At 59.1% G+C, this 15683-nt stretch carries 15 protein-coding genes and 2 tRNA genes (1 of these 17 cut by a window edge); 12 read left to right on the top strand and 5 right to left on the bottom strand.

Annotated features, from left to right (window positions below; all coding sequences use genetic code 11):
• Positions 1-469: the 5' portion of a DUF4293 domain-containing protein gene (locus OIS53_RS14355; protein WP_264679263.1), read on the bottom strand. Its footprint begins 68 nt before the window's first position; only the first 469 of its 537 coding nucleotides appear in the window; its start codon is at positions 467-469; its stop codon lies off the left edge, out of view.
• Between the two features lie 29 nt (positions 470-498).
• Here OIS53_RS14355 and OIS53_RS14350 point away from each other — a divergent pair, with 29 nt between their 5' ends.
• From OIS53_RS14350 to OIS53_RS14330, 5 genes are all read left to right on the top strand, one after another.
• A complete protein-coding gene (locus tag OIS53_RS14350) occupies positions 499-1698 on the top strand; it encodes a thiolase family protein (protein WP_264679262.1) in 1200 nt (399 codons plus the stop codon).
• Positions 1699-1769: 71 nt separating this feature from the next.
• Positions 1770-2315 (top strand): GNAT family N-acetyltransferase, encoded by a 546-nt coding sequence (locus OIS53_RS14345; protein ID WP_264679261.1) that lies wholly within the window; start codon positions 1770-1772, stop codon positions 2313-2315.
• 35 nt (positions 2316-2350) lie between these two features.
• Complete coding sequence (gene truA / locus OIS53_RS14340) at positions 2351-3142, top strand: tRNA pseudouridine(38-40) synthase TruA (RefSeq protein ID WP_264679260.1); 792 nt, start codon at positions 2351-2353, stop codon at positions 3140-3142.
• 173 nt (positions 3143-3315) lie between these two features.
• On the top strand, positions 3316-5094 hold the full coding sequence (locus OIS53_RS14335) for an ABC transporter ATP-binding protein (protein ID WP_264679259.1): 1779 nt from the start codon (positions 3316-3318) through the stop codon (positions 5092-5094).
• Positions 5095-5226: 132 nt separating this feature from the next.
• Positions 5227-5751, top strand: a complete 525-nt coding sequence (locus OIS53_RS14330) for a hypothetical protein (protein WP_264679258.1) — start codon at positions 5227-5229, stop codon at positions 5749-5751.
• A gap of 78 nt (positions 5752-5829) precedes the next feature.
• Here the strand turns inward: OIS53_RS14330 and OIS53_RS14325 are convergent, their stop codons facing one another.
• The 3 genes from OIS53_RS14325 to OIS53_RS14315 form a co-directional block, all read right to left on the bottom strand.
• Positions 5830-6519, bottom strand: a complete 690-nt coding sequence (locus OIS53_RS14325; protein WP_264679257.1) for a PorT family protein — start codon at positions 6517-6519, stop codon at positions 5830-5832.
• Between the two features lie 152 nt (positions 6520-6671).
• Positions 6672-6745, bottom strand: a tRNA-Pro gene (locus OIS53_RS14320).
• Between the two features lie 106 nt (positions 6746-6851).
• A tRNA-Pro gene (locus tag OIS53_RS14315) sits at positions 6852-6925 on the bottom strand.
• A gap of 308 nt (positions 6926-7233) precedes the next feature.
• Between OIS53_RS14315 and OIS53_RS14310 the strand changes: the two genes are divergently transcribed.
• Positions 7234-7689 (top strand): T9SS type A sorting domain-containing protein, encoded by a 456-nt coding sequence (locus OIS53_RS14310; protein WP_264679256.1) that lies wholly within the window; start codon positions 7234-7236, stop codon positions 7687-7689.
• Positions 7690-7801: 112 nt separating this feature from the next.
• A complete protein-coding gene (locus tag OIS53_RS14305; protein WP_264679255.1) occupies positions 7802-8944 on the top strand; it encodes an NAD(P)/FAD-dependent oxidoreductase in 1143 nt (380 codons plus the stop codon).
• Between the two features lie 110 nt (positions 8945-9054).
• Here the strand turns inward: OIS53_RS14305 and OIS53_RS14300 are convergent, their stop codons facing one another.
• On the bottom strand, positions 9055-10839 hold the full coding sequence (locus OIS53_RS14300; RefSeq protein ID WP_264679254.1) for an ABC transporter ATP-binding protein: 1785 nt from the start codon (positions 10837-10839) through the stop codon (positions 9055-9057).
• 364 nt (positions 10840-11203) lie between these two features.
• On the opposite strand from OIS53_RS14300, the gene OIS53_RS14295 reads away from it, so the two are divergent.
• From OIS53_RS14295 to OIS53_RS14275, 5 genes are all read left to right on the top strand, one after another.
• Positions 11204-12292 carry a Glu/Leu/Phe/Val dehydrogenase dimerization domain-containing protein gene (locus OIS53_RS14295; protein ID WP_264679253.1) on the top strand — a complete coding sequence of 363 codons (1089 nt, stop codon included), beginning with the start codon at positions 11204-11206 and terminating at the stop codon, positions 12290-12292.
• A gap of 116 nt (positions 12293-12408) precedes the next feature.
• Positions 12409-12765, top strand: coding sequence for a four helix bundle protein (locus tag OIS53_RS14290; protein ID WP_264679252.1), 357 nt, complete (start codon positions 12409-12411; stop codon positions 12763-12765).
• A gap of 71 nt (positions 12766-12836) precedes the next feature.
• The gene (nusB, locus tag OIS53_RS14285; protein ID WP_264679251.1) at positions 12837-14021 is read left to right on the top strand and encodes a transcription antitermination factor NusB; all 1185 of its coding nucleotides are present in this window, start codon (positions 12837-12839) and stop codon (positions 14019-14021) included.
• Positions 14022-14170: 149 nt separating this feature from the next.
• On the top strand, positions 14171-14482 hold the full coding sequence (locus tag OIS53_RS14280) for a YtxH domain-containing protein (protein ID WP_264679250.1): 312 nt from the start codon (positions 14171-14173) through the stop codon (positions 14480-14482).
• A 111-nt stretch (positions 14483-14593) separates the two neighbouring features.
• On the top strand, positions 14594-15598 hold the full coding sequence (locus tag OIS53_RS14275) for an isocitrate/isopropylmalate dehydrogenase family protein (RefSeq protein ID WP_264679249.1): 1005 nt from the start codon (positions 14594-14596) through the stop codon (positions 15596-15598).
• Positions 15599-15683 lie beyond the last annotated feature (85 nt).

Genomic DNA, 15683 nt, shown 5'->3' with positions numbered 1-15683 from the left:
TGAGTAGCAAGGCGAGGGTTGGTAAATAGAAGCCAGCTTCAAACGTCCCAGGCATCTTGATGTTGAGTAGCCTTTCACCTATGCTGGAGTAGTAGAATCCTGCTCCGATGGTGGCGACAATTAGTAGAAAGTTTACAACGCCAAGTTTGAGCTGGGTGAACCGGTTCCGATACTGAAAAATTTCGAAGAGGGCTGTTGCTGCTGAAGCGGCGGCCAGCGCGGCAATGGGCCATGTGCTAACCGGGGCTGGTGAGGTGGGGCTAGCGGATGAACTGGCTAGCTTCGTGGCTGAGAGCACTAGAGTTTGTTGGGTTGCGGGGTCTGTTTTGCTCCAGATAGGGAGGAACAAGACGCTGAGCATAGCCAGCGCCAGCAACAACAAGAACACGCTTTGGATTCTTTGTATCATCTTTGTGTTTTGATAGTTCGGCGGACAAAACGCCGCATTTTGGTTGGCAAAAGTAGCCAACAACCACTGGAATACTTGCACTACGTACAATGCCTACAGCATACATTGTGGACGCGGTCCGCACTCCTATTGGTAAATTTGGTGGGGCACTGAGCAGCGTCCGCCCCGATGATATGGCCGCTCACGTGTTGCGGGAGTTGATGCGGCGTACACCCGCGCTGGACAAAGCGGCCATTGAAGATGTAATTATTGGGGCCGCTAACCAAGCCGGGGAAGACAACCGCAACGTAGCCCGTATGGCTGCCCTGTTGGCTGGCTTGCCCACCACAATTCCGGGCAACACCGTGAACCGCTTGTGTGCCTCGGGGCTGCAAAGCATTATGGATGCTTCCCGAGCTATTCGTGCCGAGGAAGGTGACGTGTACCTGGCTGGCGGCTCGGAAAGCATGACCCGGGCGCCATTCGTAATGGCAAAGTCGGCAACGGCGTTTGCTCGCGACTTTACGGCCCATGATACTACGCTGGGATGGCGCTTTGTCAACCCGAGACTATCGAAGCTGCACCACCCGTATGCCATGGGGGAAACAGCCGAGAATGTAGCCCGCAAGTATGGTATCAGCCGCGAGGAGCAGGACGAGTTTGCCTTTAACTCCCAGCGCAAATACCAGCGTGCATTTGAAAAAGGACGGTTCCGCCGCGAAATCGTACCGGTTTTTATCCCGCAGCCTAAGGGCGACACTGCATTGTTTGACCAGGACGAGCCCCCACGCTTGTCGAGCATGGAGAAGCTAGCCACGCTGAAGCCAGCTTTCCAAGCCGATGGCACGGTAACGGCAGGCAACTCAGCGGGCATCAACGATGGGGCAGCGGCCGTGCTGCTGGTGAGCGAGGAAGCCCTGAAGCGCTACAACCTAAAGCCCATGGCGCGGGTGGTGGCTTCGGCGGTGGCGGGTGTAGACCCAGCGTACATGGGCATTGGGCCGGTGCCGGCTACGCAAAAAGTGCTGCAGCGGGCTGGCCTAACGATACAGGACATCGACCTGATTGAACTGAACGAGGCGTTTGCGGCGCAAAGCATTGCCTGCATCCGGGACCTGAACCTGGACCCGGAGAAGGTCAACGTAAACGGTGGGTCTATTGCCATTGGGCACCCGCTGGGAGCCAGTGGCTCCCGCATTACGGCTACGCTACTGCACGAGATGCAGCGGCGCGACAACGTGCGCTACGGCTTGGCTACTATGTGCGTGGGCGTAGGGCAAGGCGCCGCAGTTATCTATGAGAAGCTGTAGTCAGAAATGCCCACAGGCGGTGGAGTTATCCGACGGCTGGAGGCATTTCTGGTGTGCTGCTGTGCTCACCCATGACTGACCCGCGGCTGACTCCTACGCTTGCGTTGCCGCTGCCAGGGGCGCGGCTGCGGCCTTGGCGGTTTCCGGATGCCGCGGCCTTGGCCCACCACGCCAACGACCGGGCCATCTGGCAAAATCTGCGCGACACCTTTCCTTACCCCTACACGGCTCAGGATGCAGAGTTCTTTCTATGCCTAGTGGCCGACAGCCAGCGCGACCTGCACCTGGCCATTGAGGTAGATGGGGAAGCAGTGGGCAGTATTGGAGTTCATTTCAAGTCGGATGTGCGGCGCCGGTCGGGCGAAATTGGCTACTGGCTGTCCCGGAAGCACTGGGGCAAGGGCGTGGCTACGGCCGCCGTGCAGGAGGTGTCGCGCTACGTGCTGGCTAGCTTTGACGTGTGCCGGCTGTACGCGGTGGTATTTGCCACTAATCTGGCGTCGGGAAGGGTGCTGGAAAAGACGGGGTACGAGCTGGAAGCTCGTATGCGCCGCAGCGTGGTGAAGGATGGCCAAATGTTGGATTCCTTGCTCTACGCGTTGGTAGAGGAGAAATAATCGGAACTATTTTCGCAGCTGTTAGCTACAACCGAGTGCGTTATTTTCTTCATCTGGCGTACGACGGCACCCAGTACCACGGCTGGCAGATGCAGCCGGGCGTGCTTACGGTGCAGCAGGAGCTGGACCGTTGCTTGTCGCAGGTGCTGCGGCAGGCGGTGTATTCGCTGGGCAGTGGCCGCACCGACTCGGGCGTGCACGCCAGCCATCAGGTGGCGCATTTCGATGCTGATATACCCGCTGGCCTGGACCTGTCTACGCTGCTGTACCGGCTGAACCGGGCCTTACCCCGCGACATTCGGGCCCAGGCCCTGCATCCAGTGCCCGATACGGCCCACGCCCGCTACGATGCCACGGCCCGCACCTACGAGTACCACGTGCGCCTCGTGCCCGACCCCTTCGCTCCCAGCTTCAGCTTATACCTGGACCGAGCCCCCGATGTGGCGGCCATGAACGAAGCCGCGGCGCTGCTGCTCGGAACCCACGATTTTACCAGCTTCTCGAAGGTGAAGGGCAGCGAGAAACACTACGTCTGCACTTGCTTGGAAGCGGGCTGGCATGAGGTGCCGGGCGGACTGGTATTCCGCATTAGGTCCAACCGGTTTGTGCGGGGCATGGTGCGGCTGGTAGTTGGCACGCTGCTCACGGTGGGGCGCGGCAAGATGAGTCCGCAGGAGTTTGGGGAAATCTTCCGCAGCCTCGACCGGGTACATGCCAGTGGGGCGGCTTTGGCCAACGGGCTGTTTCTGTGCCGGGTAGAATATCCGGAGGAATTGGTAACAGAAGCACGGCTACCAACCGGATTGCCGTACTTCTCCGGCGCGTAAGCAACATTGCTCCAGCTTACCTGTCATACAAAGCATAGCCTCTTGCGGGCTGGGGTTTGTAATTGTGTGAATTTCACTCGCAAGGCTTTTTGCCAAGCCAGGAATAACGCTTAGGCAGGCCGGCTTTTTGCGCGGCGGTGCTTTATCTTTCTGCTACTCATCTTCTCTCCTGCATGGAGCAACAAGCTACAACGGCCACCAAAAGCGGCAATATTTTCGACTGGCAGGTGCTGCGCCGGCTGGTGGCCTACGTGCGGCCCTACCGGCGGGTATTTTACTTTCTGATTTTCCTGACCATAGCCGCCGCCGTGCTGGGCACGCTGCGGCCCTTCCTGATTCAGCGGGTGGTAGATGTAACCATTGAGCAGGGCGACTGGGCCGGGCTGAACCGCATGTTTGGCTGGCTGGCGGTGCTGCTTGTGGCTCACGCCATTGTGAGCTACCTGCAAACCTACTTTGGGGGCTGGCTGGGCCAGTACATTGTGCGCGACATTCGGGTGGACCTCTACAAGCACATCCTGAACCTGCGGCTGAAGTTTTTCGACCGGACACCCATTGGCGTGCTTGTTACGCGCAACATTTCCGACGTAGAAACGCTGTCCGACGTGTTTAGCGAAGGGCTGGCCGCCATGATTGGCGACATTCTGCAGTTGGTGTTCATCATCGGGTTCATGTTTTACATGGACTGGCGGCTGACGCTGGTTAGCCTGTCAGTGATTCCGCCCCTGCTGTTCAGTACCTATGTGTTCAAGGAAAAGGTGAAGAAGTCGTTTCAGGAGGTGCGCACGGCCGTGGCCAACCTGAACTCCTTTGTGCAGGAGCACCTGACCGGCATGAACGTGGTGCAGATTTTCAATAATGAGGAGCGGGAGCTGCGCAAGTTCAAGGCCATCAACCAGGAGCACACCCGCGCCAACATCCGCTCGGTGCTCTATTACAGCATCTACTTCCCGGTGGCCGAGGTGCTGGCCGCCGCAGGCGTAGGCCTGCTGGTATGGTACGCAGCCCAGGGGCAGATTGAAGGTACCATTTCCAAAGGCGCCCTCATTGCCTTTATCCTATACAACGCCCTGTTCTTCCGGCCCATCCGCCAGATTGCCGACCGGTTCAATACCTTGCAGCTGGGCCTAGTAAGCACGGAGCGCCTCCTGAAGCTGCTCGACAGCAAGGAGTTGATTGCCGACAACGGCACCTACGCCCCCGCCGACCTGCGCGGCGACGTAGACTTTGAGCATGTCTGGTTTGCTTACAACGACGAAGAATGGGTGCTGCGTGACGTGAACTTCTCGGTGAAAGCCGGGCAGACCTACGCCTTCGTGGGAGCCACCGGGGCCGGCAAAACCAGCATCATCAACCTGCTTAGCCGCTTCTACGAAATCAACAAAGGCACTATTCGCATCGACGGCCACGACCTGCGCGAGTACGACCTCAAGGAGCTGCGCCGCCACATTGGGGTGGTGCTCCAGGACGTGTTCTTGTTTGCGGGCACCATCCGCGACAATATCACCCTGGGCAAGCCGGACATCGGCGACGCGCAAATCTGGGAAGCCGCCGACCTGGTAGGGGCCCGGCGCTTCATCGAGCGGCTGCCCGGCGGCCTCGACTACCAGGTAATGGAGCGTGGCGCTACGCTGTCGGTGGGGCAGCGCCAGCTTATCAGCTTCGTGCGGGCCATGGTGTACCAGCCGCGCATCATCATTCTGGACGAGGCCACGTCGTCGGTTGATTCGGAGACGGAGGAGCTGATTCAGCAGGCCATTGAGCGGCTGATGCAGGGGCGCACGTCGCTGGTTATTGCCCACCGGCTCAGCACCATCCAGAAAGCCGACCAGATTATCGTGCTCGACCGGGGCGAAATCAAGGAATCCGGCACTCACGAGGAGCTGCTGCAACTGCACGGCTACTACGCCAACCTTTATCAGATGCAATACAAGGATGTACTGTCATCGTAGGGGCGCGTCGCACGCGCCCCCCGCCGAAGCCGTGCCGCCTGTCCACAGAAAGCCGAGCGGATGCCCCGCTGCCGCGTAGCTTTGCGTCAACTATTCCCCCACGACCGGGCGCGTGCAACGCGCCCCTACCACATGAACAAAGTATTTTTGGCACTAGCCCTGCTGCTGGGCCTTGGGTTTACGGTGGCCTACTGGCGCATGGGTGGCTTTCGGGCCGCTACCGTTGCTGCGCAAACCACCAGCCAGCCCATCTTCGTGGCCGGGCGCTATTATGAAGGCCCCGCCAACGACCAGGCTTTCGGCGACCTGACCCGCGAGGCCTACAAGCTGCGCAGCAGCGGCCAGCTCCGCGGCGACTTTGGCAACATCTTCTACAACAGCCCCGAATCCTCGCGCGACGCGGCCAAGGTGTTTGTGGGCGTCGTAGTGGCCGATACCACGGCGCAGAAGCTGCCGGCGGGCTACACGTACCGCACGTTCCCGGCCGGGCAGCGCGTGCTCCACGCCCGCATTGACGCCAGCTACCTGGTGGCTCCCGAGAAACTGTACGCCGGCATCAAAGACTACGCCGCCGCCCAGAAGCTCACCTTGCAGCACGTGTACCTGGAGCGGTTCCCGGATAAAGGCGAGCCAGAGGTGTTTGCGGTGGTGAAGTAGAAGTGGACTATGGACACGAAAAAGCCCGGCAGAAATTATCTGTCGGGCTTTTTCATGCTTGGCGGCAGTCTGCGTCAGTTAACGGCCTATGTAGTAAGAAGCTCCTAAGGCTAAAGAACTAAGGCCAAAGCTGGCCCCAAAGCGGGAAGTAATAAAACCGTCTCCTTCAAAGTCAACGGGTAGGTTTTGCGGTATTCTTTTAGCGCGACTATAGCCAACTGAACCGCAGGTTAACTCAAGCCCAAGCTTATTGATAGGAAAGAAAACCAGCGCTGGGGTAATAGCCGCAAATACCTCACGGGTGTTTGCACTGAATACATTTGAGGATTGATCGATATCCCTGTCAAACCGCCCAAGAGCATACCCAGCCGATACCTGTCCGTATATGCCAAAATTCTCGATTGGCAAATAGTAATACCGTAAGAAAGGAGCAATAGAAACGGAATGTTCCTTATCAGTTCGTGTCACCACAACAGGGCTATTCGGTCCATTCAGAACTCCCTCTTTCAGTACAGTCTTATTAGTTGAAAAACCTGGGGAAATACCAACAGCTACATTGTCAGCAATGAAAAAGCCTGCCGCAGGAGCAGCAGAGAAGCTGCTTCTTTTCTCGGGCGTAAACTTCGTGTCAAAATCCTCTGTAACAGAATAGGCGTTGTAGCCAACAGAACCACCCAGGAGCTTAACACCTTTCGTAATTTGGGCGGAGGCTGCAATGGCAGCCACACTTAAAGCGCATACACTGATGCCGGCCACTAATTTTTGCATGGGGGGTAGAGAAGGAAAAAGTGAAATGATTGGATAAACGATTTTGCCAAGCCCGGCAATAACGAAGGATAGCTTCAGAATTATATAGCCAAAAACAAAACCGCCCGCCGAACTGGGTTCAGCGGGCGGTTTGAGATAGTAGAATACCTGAGTCGGGGTGGCAGGATTCGAACCTACGGCCTCTACGTCCCGAACGTAGCGCGCTACCGGGCTGCGCTACACCCCGATTAAACTGTGCTGGCCTGGGCACACACGAGGTATTCTGGCTTGCTACTGCCTAAAAAAGCCGCCGAACCTAAGTTCAGCGGCTTTTTCGACAGGAATCTGTTCTGTCGGAGTGGCAGGATTCGAACCTACGACCTCCAGCACCCCATGCTGGCGCGATACCAGGCTACGCTACACCCCGATAGAATTGTGGGACAAAGGTAAGCACGCCGCCCCGTATTCCGCAAGCTTTAGCAGCGGATTTTATTCTGCGCAAGCAAGTAGAAAACTCGTGCAAGCAGAACAATAAGCAGGTAGATGCTTCGTTTAGTGGCGGTTAAAAACGGTGAGCTGAGAACCGGTAACAAGATAAATTTTATTTCCTGTGCCCTTCGTAGGGCCTATACTGAGGGTAACGTGGTTTCTTCTTTCGTCAAGGACAGCCACTTAGCCGCGGAAATGTTTATCTTTACCCTCCCCGTATGATTCACACACCCTGTCTGAATGCGTATGAAAACATTTACTCTTCTCGTGTTTCTGCTAGCTGCCGTGCTATGCCAGCCGGTGTACGCGCAAACCAAGGCCCCGGCCAAGCCCGACGCCGCTAAGTCGGCCCCTAGCTCGGCTCAGCCGGCGGCCCCGGCTCCTGCGGCTCCTATGGTCGCGGCGGCCCCGCCCGCTCTTATCACCGACAAGATGGCGGACCCCGCGCCAAACAACGGTCCGCTGAAAGTGCGCCTGGACGCCAACCCCCTGACCAAGCGCCTCACGGTGCGCACCGATGCCGCCGGCCCTACCCGCGTAGAGGTAAACGACCCGGAAGGCCGCCCCGTGCTTACCCGCGACATAATGGTGGGCACTGATGCCGCCGTGCTCGACGTGAGCAACCTGCCGCCCGGCTCTTACATTGTGCAGTGCTCCTCGGGCGAGCGGCGCGGCATGAAACGGGTGCTGCTGGGCCAGTAACCGGTCTGCGGCTGAACGCCCGATAGGTGTAGACAGACGCCTTCTGCCGCCCGGTAGAAGGCGTTTTCTTTGATTAACGACTGCGGCTACGGCTGCGGAGAGCATACACTGCATGGCGCACACGGCGGTTTCCTACTGGGAGCACCACACTTTTCTGTCGGGGTACGATGTGGTGATTGTGGGGGCGGGTATTGTGGGGTTGACGGCGGCCATCTACACCCGGCAGCTGCGGCCTACGGCCCGCGTGTGCGTGCTGGAGCGCGACACGCTGCCCAACGGGGCCAGCACCAAAAACGCCGGGTTTGCCTGCTTTGGCTCCGCGTCGGAGCTGCTGGAGCAGCAGCGGCGCGGTGGTGCAGCGGCCTTGCAGGCAGTAGTGCGGGCCCGGTGGCAGGGGCTGGGCCGGTTGCGGGAGCTGCTCGGGGATGAGGCGCTTGACTACCAGCCGGTGGGTGGCTTCGAGCTGTTTCGGTTCCAGGATGCGGCCTTGGCGGCGGAATGCTACCGGCAGCTGCCTTACCTGAACGAGCTGCTGGCACCCATCATCGGCCGCCCCGACATTTTCCGCGACGCCACCCACCGCCTGCCTGGCCTGGGCTTGGCGGGCGTGGAGCACATGCTGGAAAATACCGCTGAAGGCGCCCTGGATACGGGCCGCCTTATGCTGGCTCTGCTCCAACGGGCCTGGGCGGCCGGCGTGGTGGTGCTGCACGGTATGCCGGTAACGGCGCTGGAGCCCGGCAGTGGATTCGTACGAGTTCATACGCCGCTGGGCCAGCTGGAAGCCGGGCAGGTGCTGCTGGCTACCAACGCCTTCAGCCGGCAGTTTTTTCCGGAACTGGACGTGGCGCCGGGTCGTGGGCAGGTGCTCGTAACGGAGCCGCTGCCCGACTTGCACCTGCCCGGCACGTTTCATTACGACCGAGGCTACACCTACTTCCGGCAGGTGGGGCAGCGCCTGCTGCTGGGCGGCGGCCGCCACCTCGACCCGGCCACCGAAGCCACCACCGAGCCCGGCCTTACGCCCGTGGTGCAGCACTATCTGGAAGACCTGCTGCACACCGTCATTCTGCCCGGCCGCCGGCCCCACATTGATTTTCGGTGGAGCGGGGTTATGGCCTTTGGCGCCGAGCTGGCGCCCATCATCCGGCCGCTGGCGCCGGGGGTATTCGGGGCGCTGCGCTGCAATGGCATGGGCGTGGCCATGGGCGCCGGCACGGGTTGGCAGGCGGCGCAGATGATGAGTGGTGCGTAGAAGTGAGACGATGAGAAGTGAGACGATGTTCTGAAGGCATCAGGCTCGATAGAACAAAAGTCTCACCTCTCACTTCTCATCGTCTCACTTCTAACCTCCCACTTCTACATTCAGGCTTCTTCGCTTTGCAGCTGCCGCTCGTAGAGGGCGCGGTAGAGGCCGTCCTGGTCTTGCATGAGGGCTTCGTGAGTGCCGTGCTGCACGATTTGGCCGTCGTCGAGGACCAGGATTTCGTCGGCCAGCTTCACGCTGCTCACGCGGTGGCTGATGATGAGGCTGGTGCGGTTGTGCATGATGCGCTGGAGGGCGCCCAGGATGGCGTTTTCGGTGTTGGTGTCCACGGCCGACAAGGCGTCGTCCAAAATCAGAATCTTGGGCTCCTTGACCAGAGCGCGGGCAATGCTAACGCGCTGCTTCTGGCCGCCCGACAGGGTGATGCCCCGCTCGCCCAGCTTGGTGTCGAAGCCTTCCTGAAACTGCACGATGTTGTCGTACACGTTAGCATCCTTGGCGGCCTGAATCATGCGCTCCTCGGTGGGGTTTTCCAGGCCGAAGTTGATGTTGTTGCGAATGGTATCGGAGAACAGAAATACGTCCTGGGGCACGTAGCCGATTTGGCTGCGCAGGGTACGCAGGGACAAGTCGCGCAGGTCGTGGCCGTCGAGGAGGATGCGGCCCTGGGTTACGTCGTAGAGGCGGCAGAGCAGGGCGGCAATAGTGCTTTTGCCCGAGCCGGTATTGCCGATGATGGCCAGCGTTTGGCCCGGCCGGATGCGGAAGCTCACGTCGCGCAGGGCCTGAATACCGGTGTCGGGGTAGGTGAAGGACACGTGGTCGAACACGATGTCGCCTTGCAATTCCACTTCCAGGTTCTGGCGCGAGACGATGTCGGTTTTCTGGTTTAGAAACTCGTTGATGCGGGCCTGGGAGGCCTCGGCCCGCTGCACCAGGGAGCTGGTCCAGCCCAGAGCCGTAACGGGCCAGGTCAGCAGGTTCACGTAAATCAGAAACTCGGCGATGCTGCCCGTGGTGATGGTGCCGCGAATCACCTCCTGGCCCCCAATCCAAACCGTGATGATGGTGCTCAGGCCCACCAGAAACAGGATGAGCGGGAAAAACAGGGAGTTGACGAAGTTCAGGCTCAGGGACTTCTGCTTGTACTCATCCGAAGCCAGCGTGAACTGCCGGTGCGAGTCTTCCTCGCGCACAAACGACTTCAGAACCCGAATGCCCGAAAACGCCTCCTGCACAAAGGTGGTCATGCCGGCCAGGGAGCGTTGGATTTCGTCGGACTTCCGCTCAATCAGGTTGTTGACGTAGAAGATGCTAATGCTGAGAATGGGCAAGGGCAGCAGCGTGTACAAGGTCAGCTTCACGTTGACCATAAGCATGAGCGGCACGATGAGCACGAACAGAATAACCAGCTGCAAGAAGTACATGATGGCCGGCCCAATGTACATGCGCACCCGACCCACGTCCTCCGAAATGCGCGACATCAGGTCGCCGGTGCTGTTGCGGCGGTAGAAGCTCAGCGGCAGGCTTTGGTAGTGCTCGTAGACCTCGTTTTTCTGGTCGTTTTCGATGTGCCGGCTCATTACGATGAGCGTTTGGCGCATGAAAAACAAGAAGATGCCCCGCAAGAGAGCCATGAGCAGAATCAGCACCCCGTAGAGCAGGATGTTGCGCCCGAACAGGCTGTAGACCCCGCTCTGGGCCGGCGTACCGGCGTACAGATAGTAGAGGTCGATGCCCTCGCCCACCAGGTCGAAGGCGTAGCGCACAATTTGGGCCGGGAAGATGGCCAGCAGCGTGCTCAGGGCCACAAACAGCACCCCGCCGAGGAAGTGCCACTTGTAGCGCAACAGGTATTTATTGGTAGCAGATAGGGCGCGCACAGATGCGAGTTGGGAAGTTTAGGAGTTTGGAAGTTAGAAAGTTAAAAGACTACGGAAGGGTTTCGGCAGCTGGTCGGGAAACCGACCTCAACCAGGCAAAACCACTTTCTAACTTTCTAACTTCCAAACCTCTAAACTCCCAGGAAAAGACTGCGTGGAGCTGGCTGAAATCGGAAAAACCGGCTACTTTTGCACCCGCATTGCGGGAGTGTGCCGGTGGCCGGACTGCGCGAATTCATTGAACGACGGGAAATAGCCTAGTGGCATCGTCAATCGTTCAGCGAGGTGCGGGCGCCCGGTGCGGCAGCAGCCCCGCAAAGGTACGACAACCCACCCCCACCCACCTCTTTTTTCCCGCATCCGAATGGTTGAAACGAAAGCGTTGGCCGACACGTCGGTCTTTGGGCAGATTGCCGAGTATCAGCACGAGCAGGTAGTGTTCTGCCACGACCACGAAACCGGCCTGCGCGCCATCATCGGCATTCACAACACGGTGCTGGGGCCGGCCCTGGGCGGCACCCGCCTGTGGCACTACGCCTCCGACGCCGAAGCCCTGCACGACGTGCTCCGCCTCTCGCGCGGCATGACCTACAAGGCGGCCATTTCGGGGCTGAACCTGGGCGGGGGCAAGGCCGTCATCATCGGCGACAAAAGCCTCAAGACCGAAGCCCTGCTGCGTAAGTTCGGGCGCTTCGTGCAGAACCTCAACGGCAAGTACATCACGGCTGAGGATGTGAACATGACCACCAAGGACATGGAATACATCCGCATGGAAACCAAGCACGTATCGGGCCTGCCCGAGAGCATGGGCGGCTCCGGCGACCCGTCGCCGGTTACGGCCTACGGCACCTACATGGGCATGAAGGCTGCCGCCAAGCGGGCCTTCGGCTCCGACTCCTTGCAGGGCAAGCGCGTGGCCATGCAGGGCGTGGGCCACGTGGGCACCTATCTGCTGGAATACCTGCAGAAAGAAGGCGCCCGGCTGGTGCTGACCGACTACTACCCGGAACGCGCCCAGCAGGCCGCCGCCCGCTTCGGCGCCACGGCCGTGGACCTCGACGACATCTACGACCAGGATGTGGACATCTACTCGCCCTGCGCCCTGGGAGCCACCATCAACGACGACACCATCTCGCGCCTGAAGTGCCAGGTAATTGCGGGCTGCGCCAACAACCAGCTGGCCGAGGAAAACGTGCACGGCCCCGCCCTCGTGGACCGCGGCATCGTATACGCCCCCGACTTCCTTATCAACGCCGGCGGCCTCATCAACGTGTACTCGGAGGTAATCGGGGGCAGCCGCCAGTCGGCCCTCACGCAGACCGAGAAAATCTACGACTTCACCACCCAGGTGCTGCTCAAGGCCGAGCAGGAAGGTACCCACCCGCAGGCCGCCGCCATCCGCCAGGCCGAGGAGCGCATCGCTGCCATCGGCAAGGTTAAATCAACCTATTGATAGAAGTGAGAGGTTAGAAGTGAGAAGTGAGACTTTTTTTGCGCTGCTAGCATCCAGACCAGTAGTTTTAAACTATGTATCTCACTTCTCATATCTAGCCTCTCACTTCTACTCAAATGAAACACCGGTTCAGAGAACTTAAAGTCTGGCAGAAAGCTATGGAAATAGCGCGGCTGACTTACACGAGCTGCGCGGGCTTTCCGGATGATGAACGATTTGGACTGATTTCGCAGATGCGCCGCGCTGCGGTTTCGATACCATCGAATGTGGCAGAAGGAGCCGGGCGAGATTCAGCAAAGGAGTTTCAGCATTTCTTGTCTGTTTCCAACGGCTCATCATACGAATTGGAAACACAATTTCTGCTGGCCGAATCATTTGGCTACATCAGTGCCGCGGCTACCGAAGAAATCTGTAGCCGCTTAGGGGAATTGCAACGCATGATTTATGGGTTACGAAAATCCCTGAACGACTAATTACGCTTACCAACATCACCAAGGGTCGGAAGAAGTCTCACTTCTCACTTCTCTGTACTCACTTCTATTCCATGCTCAACCGTCGCACGCTTCGCATTAAGGTCATGCAGGCCCTGTACGCCTACCATCAGGCGGTGGGGTCGGATTATCTGTTGGCCGTTGACCGGATTGCGGATGCCTTCGCGCCCGATTTGAACTCGCCCGAGCCCCAGGACCGGCGGCAGCTGCAAGGGCAGCGCAAGCTGGCCGAGGTAATCTTTAAAGAATGGCACAAAACCGGCCAGGAGCCAGAAAAAACCGACGACGCCGACGTAAACGACGCCGTGCAGGACGCCATCAAGTTTTACCAGAAAGCCGTGGCCAAAGACGCCACCTACTACGGCGGGCAGATGGTGCACGCCGCCGAGAGCATCCACGACCAGTACATTCACCTGCTCAACATTCCGGAGGCGCTGCTTCAGGTGATTGAGGACGAAAAGGAACGGGCTGCCCGCCGCCTCACGGCCGCCAAGGAGCCCCTGCTGGACACCGCCCGCCTGGAGCAGAACCCCGTGATTGAGAAGCTCATGGGCAACCTCCAGCTCCAGGACCTCACCATTCGCCGCTCGCTGAAGTGGCACGGCGAGGCCGAGATGGAAGCTCTACGCACCGCGTGGCGCACCGAAATAAAGCAGGACCCGGAGCTGCTAAGCTACCTGGCGGCCCCGGCCGGCAACTACCCGGAGGACCAGGAAATCCTGAAGCACCTCTACAAGACGTACGTGTTCAAGGGCACCAGCCTGCCGGCCTACATCGAGGAAGACGACCTGAACTGGGAGGAAAACCGGCCCATTGTGAAAAACCTGGTGGTGAAAACCATCAAGATGCTCGACGAGGCCGCCGACGAGAAGCTGGTGCTCATGTCGCTGTCGGCAAACTGGCAGGAAGACAAGGAGTTTGCCGAAAGCCTGTACCGCCAGACCTTGCAGGACGACGAGAAGTACGAGAAGCTGATTGCCGAGTCGGTGCAGAACTGGGACGTGGAGCGCGTGGCGCTTACCGACAAGATTTTGCTGAAGATGGCGTTGTGCGAGATGCACTTGTTCCGGGCCATTCCGGTGAAAGTGACCATCAACGAGTACATCGAAATCAGCAAGATGTACTCCACGCCCAAGAGCAAGCAGTTTGTGAACGGGATTCTGGATAAATTGGCCCAGGACCTGACGGCCAGCGGCGCCATCCGCAAGTCGGGCCGCGGGCTGCTGGACAACCAGTAGGTGGTAGCAGGTAATTGGTAGTAAGATGCTGGTGGGTGAAGGCGGCGCCTTGCCTGAAAGCACTGAGTGTTACCTCCACCGTAATTTCTCCGTACTTGCAGATGTTTTGGGTTTCCTAATACCTAATACTCACTACTTACTTCCAACATATGGGTAGCAAAACCACTACCGGCATTCTGTGCTTCGCGGGCGGCGCCCTGGCCGGAGCTACTATCGGCCTGCTGTATGCCCCGGAGAAGGGCCGCGAAACCCGCAGCTGGCTCAGCTACAAGCTGGAGAAATACCGCGAAACCCTGGCCGACCTCACCGAAAACCTGGTGACCAGCCGCGCCGACCAGGGCCCCAGCTCGGCCAAGAGCGAAGGCCAGCGCGTGATTCAGGACGCCAAGAGCAAGGCCGAGCAGCTGCTCGGCGACGTCGACCAGCTCATCAACCAAATCAACTCCCGCAAGACAGCCTGATTTTTTTAATGAGTGAATGAGCGAATGAGTGAATGAGTGGCCGTTCCAACCCGGAAGTAGTGGTCATTCATTCACTCATTCGTTCATTCACTCAATCACTCATTCAAGATAATGCACCATATCACCCTCATTCCCGGCGACGGCATCGGGCCGGAAATCACCAAAGCAGTAACCGACATTTTTGCCGCCGCCCAGGTGCCCGTGCAGTGGGAGGAGCAGAATGCCGGCCAGACCACGTTTGACCAGTCGGGCGAATTGATTCCGCAGGCCCTGCTGACTTCGCTGGAGAAAAACCGCGTGGCCCTGAAAGGCCCCATCACCACGCCCGTGGGCAAGGGCTTCCGCTCCATCAACGTGACCTTGCGCCAGAAGTACGACCTGTACCAGAACGTGCGGCCGGCTAAAACCACGCCTGGTATTCAGACGCGCTACTCGGGCGTGGACTTGGTGCTGTTTCGGGAGAATACTGAGGGCCTGTACTCGGGCCTGGAGGTGTACGATGAGCGCCTGGGCATTGCCGACTCGTTTAACCGCATCACCAAGGAAGGCTCGCGCAAGATTTGCCGCGCCGCCTTCGCCTACGCCGACAAGCACGGCCGCAAAAAGGTGACCCTAGCTCACAAGGCCAATATTCTGAAGATGGCCGGCACGCTGATGCTGGACGCCTGCAAGGAAGCGGCTGCCGAGTTTCCGCACATCGTGTTCGAGGATAAAATCATCGACAACATGTGTATGCAGCTGGTAGTGAAGCCCGAGCAGTTCGACGTAGTAGTAACCACCAACCTGTTTGGCGACATCCTCTCGGACTTGTGCGCCGGCTTGGTGGGCGGTCTGGGCGTGGTATCGGGCGCCAACGTGGGCGACGACATGGCCATCTTCGAGGCCGTGCACGGCTCGGCCCCCGACATTGCGGGCCAGGGCAAGGCCAACCCCACAGCCCTGCTGCGCTCGGCCCTGATGCTGCTGCGCCACATCGGGGAGCATGAGTACGCTACCACCATCGAGAAGGCCCTGGACCTGACCCTGCAAGATAAGTCGAAGTGCACCGGTGACCTGGGCGGCCCGGCCTCCACGGGCGAGTTTGCGCAGGCTGTTATCGGCAACCTGGGCAAGTAGCGGCGGGCCTGCCACTCAGGTATTTACCGGTGGCAGATTATGCCGTACCTTCGCCGCTGCAACGTACTTTCTCTGGATTTCACTG

Origin of the sequence: Hymenobacter sp. YIM 151500-1, from assembly GCF_025979885.1 — a bacterium.
Lineage (GTDB): Bacteria > Bacteroidota > Bacteroidia > Cytophagales > Hymenobacteraceae > Hymenobacter.
Note: the sequence above shows the minus strand (reverse complement) of the source record. Positions and strands in the feature narration are given on the sequence as shown.